Genomic DNA, 7,254 nt, shown 5'->3' with positions numbered 1-7,254 from the left:
GGCCTTTTTTCGTTGGTGCTCAGCCCAAGACGGGCCGCTCGTACACCATCAGTCGCCCTTTGTAGGCGGCCACTTTGCCAAGGGCGGGCTGGTCCAGGCGTTCTTCCACCACCTCAAACCGGTGGGCGGCCATCTGTTTGTGAAAAGTGGTGCGGTTGCCCCGGTTGGGGTCCACGATCCAGATCTGTGCGCCGCTGGCGGCGTGGCGGTCCAGAAAGCTGGCCAGGGTCGCCCGGGCGTCGCGTTCGTACAGCACGTCGCTGCCCACGATGAGATCGAAATGGCCTTGTACCGCGCTCTCCAACTCCTCCGTCTTCCCATTGGTCTGCACCTCGGGGCCCGCCTCTCCCTGCGCGCCCCACTGGCCGGTGCAGTATTTGAGCGGCGTCATGCCGTTCAGGCGCACGTTTTCTTGCAGAAACTGCCGGGCCAGCGGATGGCAGTCGCTGGCGGTGATGTCGATGCCGCGGCGGTGGCACACCAGGCTGGCCAGCCCCAGGCCACAGCCAATTTCCAGCACCCGTTCACCGACCAGTAGCGGACGGCTGGCCATGCGCTGCGCCAGGTGGGCTGCCGAGGGCCACAGCAAGCCAAACAATGGCCAGGTGGCAGAGGAAATTCCCAGGGCTTCGGCCTCGCCCAGCGGATCATGGAATTGTTGTTTGTCCAGCAGCGAGCGGATGATGAGGTCGGCTGCGCCGACGACGGCGACGTCTTCTTGTTTGGTGAGGTAGCCAGGCATGGCTCGGGCGTGAAGCCCTTTCAAGAGCTGCCTCTAGGGACCCCGGAATGATGGGTGAGGGCGCGAGTATGCGCTTTGCGGGTGGTGCTGCCTTGCCGCCAGCTGCATTCAGCGGCGGGCCATGGCCAGCGCAGGCGGGCAACTTCGGCGGCCCGGGTATCGTCCGGGTATTGCTATAGTCGCGCGCACACCGGACGGCACACTGCAGTGCCTCCCCAATCAACCCCAAGGAATTCCCATGGCCTCTGGCAGCCTGCTTGCCCTGTTGGACGATATCGCCACCATCCTCGATGACGTGGCCCTCATGACCAAAGTTGCGGCCAAAAAGAGTGCGGCCATGGCGGACGATGTGTCGGTGATGACCAAGGTCGCAGCCCAGAAAACCGCGGGGGTTCTGGGGGATGACCTGGCGCTCAACGCCCAGCAGGTTTCTGGGGTGCGCGCTGACCGCGAGATACCGGTGGTGTGGGCCGTGTGCAAAGGCTCGGCCATCAACAAGCTCATTCTGGTGCCCGCCGCGCTGCTGATCGGCACGTTTGCGCCGTGGGCGGTGACTCCGCTGCTGATGGTGGGCGGTGCCTTTTTGTGTTTTGAAGGGTTCGAAAAAATCGCCCACAAGTTCTTGCATGCACCGCATGAGGACGCCGCCGAGCACGAAAGCCGGGTTTTGGCCAATGCCAACCCGGCTGTGGATTTGGTGGCTTTCGAAAAAGACAAGATCAAGGGCGCCGTGCGCACCGACTTCATCCTGTCGGCAGAAATCATTGCCATCACCTTGGGCACAGTGGCCACAGCGCCTTTTGCGCAGCAAGTGGCCGTGTTGTCGAGCATTGCGCTCATCATGACGGTGGGCGTGTACGGGCTGGTGGCGGGCATTGTCAAGCTGGACGACCTGGGCCTGTGGCTCAACAGCAAGGCCAGCAGCGTGGCGCGCGCCATTGGCTCCGGCATTCTGCGGGCGGCGCCCTGGCTCATGAAGGGCCTGTCGATTGCGGGCACCGCGGCAATGTTCTTGGTGGGCGGCGGGATTTTGGTGCACGGTGTGCCAGCCGTTCACCACTGGGTCGAGGCTGCGGGTGCGGCGTCTGCGCAGTGGCCCGTGGGCCCGCTGTGGGAGGTGCTGGTCCCCAACCTGCTGAACGCGGTGGTGGGCATTGTGGTGGGTGGTTTGGTGTTGGCTGGCGTGATGCTGATAAAGCGCCTGCGCGGCAAGTCCACCGCCCACTGACACTGGTGGGCAATCCTTGATGTAGATCCAAGGGTTAATACCAAGGGTTTGCGTTAGGGCAAGGCCGGTAGGTGACCGCAGCGGTTCAATGCATGCACGGGGGTCGTCCCCGTCCAACCGATGCGAAATCACCATGAAAAAAAATCTGCTGGCTGTCGCCGTTCTGTGTGCCCTGACGTCCGGCGCTGCCCTGGCGCAACAGGCTGAAGGCCCCTGGATGGTCCGTGCACGTGCGGTGCACTTGAACAGCGCCAACAAGGACAGCACGCCGCTGGGCCTGACCATCAACGACAAGACGCTTCCTGAAGTCGATATCACGTACTTCTTCAACAAGAACGTGGCAGCCGAATTGATCCTTACGGTGCCGCAAAAGCAGACTCTGAGCGCTTCGGGCACGGCCATTGGTTCGCTCAAGCACCTGCCGCCTGCACTTTTGCTGCAGTACCACTTTGATGCACCCGGCTTCAAGCCTTATGTGGGTGCGGGCCTGAACTACACACGGTTCTCCAGCGTGAAGCTGCCCGCTGGTGTGGACATCGACCGCAACAGCTTCGGCCCCGCGCTGCAGGTGGGCGTAGACATTCCGCTGGCCAAGAACCTGTACCTCAACTTCGACGTGAAGAAGGTCTATATCAAAACCGATGTCACGGCGGGTGGCGCCAAGCTGGGCACTTTCAAGGTCGATCCCGTTCTGGTGGGCTTGGGGCTGGGCTGGCGGTTCTGAGCCCATTGGGCTCGTAGCGAGCGTTCTTCCAAGGCAAAGGGGCTGGCGTTTGCGCCAGCCCCTTTTTTATTGGACCGGCCGGGATGCGCTTGGCAGCGTCACATCCCGCCCCCACATGCGCTCCCACAACCACGGCAGGGCGGTGGCCAGGTCTGGCCGCTGCCATTGCTGGGTGGTGATGTGTCGACCCGCCGCGATCTGTGCCGCGGGGCCCAGATTGAAGTGGAAGGTGTAGGTGGGTTCGTTGCCCATGCGCAGGTCGGTAATGAAGACTTCACCGCCTGCTTCAGACATCTTGAAGAACCCGTGGCTGAAACGCGCCACGCGGTCCACCAAGGGACTGGCCTGATGTTGGGTGTACAGGTCTGCACCGCGCGGGTGTTGGGTCCACCGCACGGGCCGACCGCCGTCCATTAGGGAGGTGTAGCCCTCGTAATAGTGGGTGGGCGTGACCGCCAACGCGCGCCACAACAGCGTGTTGAAAGGCGCTGGTGTGACCAGCAGCTGGTGGGGCTGCAGGTGGGGTTCAGGCGGAGACGCCATGATCTGGTTCACGGCCTGGTGCTGGGCCACCACACTCCACGCCAGGTAGACCGTGCTCACCCCCAGCCCGGTGCGGGCCCAGGCCAGACCGCGACTGCGGCGCAACAGCAATGCGGCCAAGACGCCCACCAGCAGCGGCACGGTGTACAGCGGGTCGATGATGAACACGCTGCCCACCGCATAGGGGAAGTTGGTGAAAGGCAGCAGCAACTGCGTGCCGTACACCGTCATCCAGTCCAGCAGCGGGTGTGTGATGAGCGCCAGCCACAGTGCCAGCCACCAGCGGGTGAGCAGGTGGGGCTCCCCGTGCAGGCGCGACACCGCCCACGCCAGCGGCACCGACAGCGCGGTCAGATAGAACAGCGAATGGCTCTCGGACCGGTGCAGCACCATGTTCAAAATGGCGTCTCCGTGGTTGATGAGCGCATCCAGATCGGGCAGTGTGCCCGCGATGCCGCCCCACAGCGCGGCTTTCCAAAGGGCGGTACGGCGCCCCAGGGTGGAGATGGCAACAGCGGCGCCCAGTACCAGTTGACTGACGGAATCCATGGATAAAAAGGTAGTTGGTTGTGGGGAGCTAGGTCAAGGCGGGAGGAGGATGACAGAGCGATGACGGCTTGCGATGCAGCGATTTACAGCATGCGTCGCGCCAGCGGCGCCCAAAGGTGCGTCGTAGTGGGTTGCCAACCTTGCATTCAAGCCTGCACCACCAACGCAAACTCCGCCCGCGGTCCATCGCTGGACGGGGTGAACGGCACGGTCAACGCAGCGCGGCCCGCCTCGCTCAGGTTGTTCCATAAAAAGTCGCGCGCATTGCCGGGGTCGCCTGCGACATACATCTGGGTGGTCAGCAGCTCGCGCTGCGGCAGGCGCACCTTGAAGTGGATGTGGGGCGTGCGGCCCGTGTAGGGTGCCGGGCGGATGGTGCGAAACCGGTAGCGGCCATCGCGGCCCAAGGTCACCCGGCCAAAGCCCTGAAAACTGGGGGCCGCCTTGTTGCCATCCCCCGGATGGTGGTAGCGCCCGTCGGCATCACATTGCCAGATTTCCACCACGCCGCCGGCCAGGGGCACGCCCGCCGTGTCGGTTACCCGGCCCTCTACCCACACGGGTTGGCCCTGGGCGTATTGCAGCGTGCCATTGCGCAGCAGATCGCCATCGCTGTCAGCCGGCAGCGCCACAGGGTAGTAAGGCCCCTCGGTCTGGCGCGGGGTGGGCAACAGGCGCGCCTGCGCCAGTGCCGGGTGCACCAGCGCAGGTGCTGCCACCCACGCGGCGCCCCACAGGGAGCGCTGCAACACAGTGCGCCGCGTTCCACTGGTAGTGCTGGTGCCGTTGGTAGCGCGGTGGCTGGGGATGGCCCGGGTCAGATCCGGGCACGTGTTGCAAGCTGGCGGTGGGATGGGACGGGGCATCGTTCACTCCTGCAAAACGGGGTTGGAGCTTGGGCATCGGGCAAAGTGCCGTCCATGCTGCGATTGGATGGGAGCGCGCGGGGAGGGCGGCAGCGGGCAATGATCGCACTGGCTCGCGCGCCGCGCCTGGTTGTCGCCGCAACAGGCGGCGGCAGAGAGGGGTTTTTTGGCAGAGAAGCGAATGAAATGGGGCGTTGAAGTCCCGGCCAGGGGTTTTGGGACTTGACCTACACACGGATCCCCCGGGTCGTCGCACAATGGCCGGATGGCGGCGGGGCGCGGTGCCCATGCCTGAACCCGCGGCCCGCCGCGCCAGACGCTTCAACCATCCATGCCATTGACCCGCCACACTGACCACACAGACATCACGCAGGGGCTGAGCCAAAGCCCCGCCAGCATCTCCCCCAAGTATTTTTACGACCAGCAGGGGTCACGCCTGTTCGAGGCCATCACCCAGCTGCCCGAGTATTACCCCACCCGCACCGAAAACGCCCTCATGCAGCAGCATGCGACCGACATTGCGCGTTCGGTCGGCACGGGGCGCACGCTGATCGAGCTGGGCGCGGGCAGTTGCCAAAAGGCCCGCACGCTGTGCCAGCTGGTACAGCCTGCGTGTTTTGTGGGGGTGGACATTTCGGCCGACTATTTGCAAGAGGCCGTGGCGGCTCTGAGCGACGACTTGCCGTGGCTGGACGCACGTGCCGTGGGCGGCGACATGACCCAGGGCGTGCAGTTGCCCGCAGACATTCCCCGCACAGGGCGCCTGGTGTTCTACCCGGGCTCGTCCATTGGCAACTTTGACCCTCCGCATGCGCTGGCGTTGCTGGCGCACATGCGCGAGCTGATCGACGATGACGGCGGCCTGCTGATCGGCATCGACCTGCCCAAGGACGTGACGGTGCTGGAAGCCGCCTACGACGACGCAGCGGGTGTGACGGCCGAGTTCAATCGCAATGTGCTGCGCCACGTCAACCGCCTGATCGGCAGCGACTTTGATGTGGCGCAGTGGCAGCACCGCGCGTTTTTCAATGCCGACGCGTCACGCATCGAGATGCACCTGGAGGCACTGGCCGATGCGCAGGTGCGCTGGCCGGGCGGCGGGCGCGCGTTTGAACAAGGCGAGCGCATCCACACCGAAAACAGCTACAAATACCCGCTGCCCGTGTTCATCGACATGCTGGCGCGCGCGGGTTTTGCACAGGCCGAGGCATGGACCGATGAGCGGGGCTGGTTTGCCGTGGTGCATGCCAGGCCTTGAGGATTGCCCATGCCAATGACCGCCCCCGCACCCCTGTTTGCCCCTGAACTGCTGGCCCGCTTTCACGCCGTGCGCAGCCGTTCGGTGGCTCTGGTGGCGCCCCTGTCGGCAGAAGACTGCGCGGCGCAGTCCATGCCCGATGCCAGCCCGGCCAAATGGCACCTGGCCCACACCACCTGGTTTTTTGAAACCTTTGTGCTGGAAGCGCACGAGCCGGGCTTTGCGCCATTTCAACCCGCGTTCCGGGTGCTGTTCAACTCGTACTACAACGGCGTGGGCGCCAAACACCCGCGCCCGCAGCGTGGCCTGCTCACGCGCCCCGCGCTGGATGAAGTGCTGGCCTACCGCGCCAATGTGGATGCGCGCATGGCGCGGCTGTTGCCCACCGTGCTGAACAACCCGGCGCTGTGTGCCTTGATCGAGCTGGGTCTTCAGCACGAGCAACAGCACCAGGAGTTGCTGGTCACCGATGTCAAGCACCTGCTGTCGTGCAACCCGCTGTGGCCCGCCTACCAGCAGACTGCCTTGGTGATGCCTGCGGCGCCTTCTGCGCTGGCGTGGCAATCTTTTGAGAACGGCCTGACTGACATTGGCCACGAAGGCGGCGGTTTCGCGTTTGACAATGAAAGCCCGCGCCACCGCGTGTACCTGCACCCCTACGCGCTGGCTTCGCGCCTGGTCACCAACGCTGAAATGGCCGCATTTGTAGAGGGTGGCGGCTACCAGAACCCCGCCCTGTGGCTGGCAGAAGGCTGGGACTGGCGCACAGCACAAGGCCTGGAGCACCCGCTTTACTGGCAACGGGTGGACGGCGCCTGGCACGCGTTCACCTTGACCGGCCTGCAGCCGCTGGACGGCGCGCAGCCCGCTGTGCACCTGTCGTACTACGAAGCCGATGCCTACGCCCGCTGGATGGGCGCCCGCCTGCCCACCGAAGCCGAGTGGGAGCACGCCGCGCAACAGGCCCTGGGCGTGCCGCCCAATTCGTCATACCCCGCAGCCGAAGTGATGGCCGACCCAGACACCCCGGAGATGGTCCAGTGGTTTGGCGCGGCCTGGCAGTGGACACAGTCCAGCTACGCGGCCTACCCGGGCTTTCGCGTGGCGGATGGGGCAGTGGGCGAATACAACGGCAAGTTCATGGTCAACCAGTACGTACTGCGCGGCAGCTCCAGCGCCACCCCGCCGGGGCATGAGCGCATCACCTACCGCAACTTCTTTCCGGCCACGGCGCGCTGGCAGTTCACGGGCATCCGGCTGGCGCGGAATCTGTAGGGCGGAAAGCGAGCAGCTGCACCCGCTTGCTGGAGTCTGCTGTTGGTGATTTATAAAAATGATAGCTAC

General features: G+C 64.6%; 7 protein-coding genes. 4 read left to right on the top strand and 3 right to left on the bottom strand.

The window, feature by feature from the left end:
• Window positions 1-19 precede the first annotated feature (19 nt).
• The gene (locus tag ACK41V_RS18315; protein ID WP_409784371.1) at window positions 20-742 is read right to left on the bottom strand and encodes a class I SAM-dependent methyltransferase; all 723 of its coding nucleotides are present in this window, start codon (window positions 740-742) and stop codon (window positions 20-22) included.
• A gap of 238 nt (window positions 743-980) precedes the next feature.
• On the opposite strand from ACK41V_RS18315, the gene ACK41V_RS18310 reads away from it, so the two are divergent.
• Together ACK41V_RS18310 and ACK41V_RS18305 are read left to right on the top strand one after the other, a co-directional pair.
• Entirely contained in the window at window positions 981-1,970 is a 990-nt protein-coding gene (locus tag ACK41V_RS18310) for a DUF808 domain-containing protein (protein ID WP_409784370.1), read from the top strand.
• A gap of 133 nt (window positions 1,971-2,103) precedes the next feature.
• On the top strand, window positions 2,104-2,694 hold the full coding sequence (locus ACK41V_RS18305) for an OmpW/AlkL family protein (RefSeq protein WP_409784368.1): 591 nt from the start codon (window positions 2,104-2,106) through the stop codon (window positions 2,692-2,694).
• A 66-nt stretch (window positions 2,695-2,760) separates the two neighbouring features.
• Here the strand turns inward: ACK41V_RS18305 and ACK41V_RS18300 are convergent, their stop codons facing one another.
• Both ACK41V_RS18300 and ACK41V_RS18295 read right to left on the bottom strand, forming a co-directional pair.
• A complete protein-coding gene (locus ACK41V_RS18300; RefSeq protein ID WP_409784367.1) occupies window positions 2,761-3,786 on the bottom strand; it encodes a metal-dependent hydrolase in 1,026 nt (341 codons plus the stop codon).
• 146 nt (window positions 3,787-3,932) lie between these two features.
• On the bottom strand, window positions 3,933-4,523 hold the full coding sequence (locus ACK41V_RS18295) for an intradiol ring-cleavage dioxygenase (protein WP_409784378.1): 591 nt from the start codon (window positions 4,521-4,523) through the stop codon (window positions 3,933-3,935).
• 460 nt (window positions 4,524-4,983) lie between these two features.
• Between ACK41V_RS18295 and egtD the strand changes: the two genes are divergently transcribed.
• Entirely contained in the window at window positions 4,984-5,910 is a 927-nt protein-coding gene (gene egtD / locus ACK41V_RS18290) for an L-histidine N(alpha)-methyltransferase (protein WP_409784365.1), read from the top strand.
• 15 nt (window positions 5,911-5,925) lie between these two features.
• Window positions 5,926-7,185, top strand: a complete 1,260-nt coding sequence (gene egtB / locus ACK41V_RS18285; RefSeq protein ID WP_409784376.1) for an ergothioneine biosynthesis protein EgtB — start codon at window positions 5,926-5,928, stop codon at window positions 7,183-7,185.
• The last annotated feature ends 69 nt before the right edge of the window (window positions 7,186-7,254 follow it).

Source organism: Acidovorax sp. (genome assembly GCF_046291265.1).
In the GTDB taxonomy this organism is placed as follows: Bacteria; Pseudomonadota; Gammaproteobacteria; order Burkholderiales; family Burkholderiaceae_C; genus Acidovorax.
The sequence above is the reverse complement of the archived record's forward strand: the minus strand, read 5'-3'. Positions and strand labels throughout refer to the sequence as shown.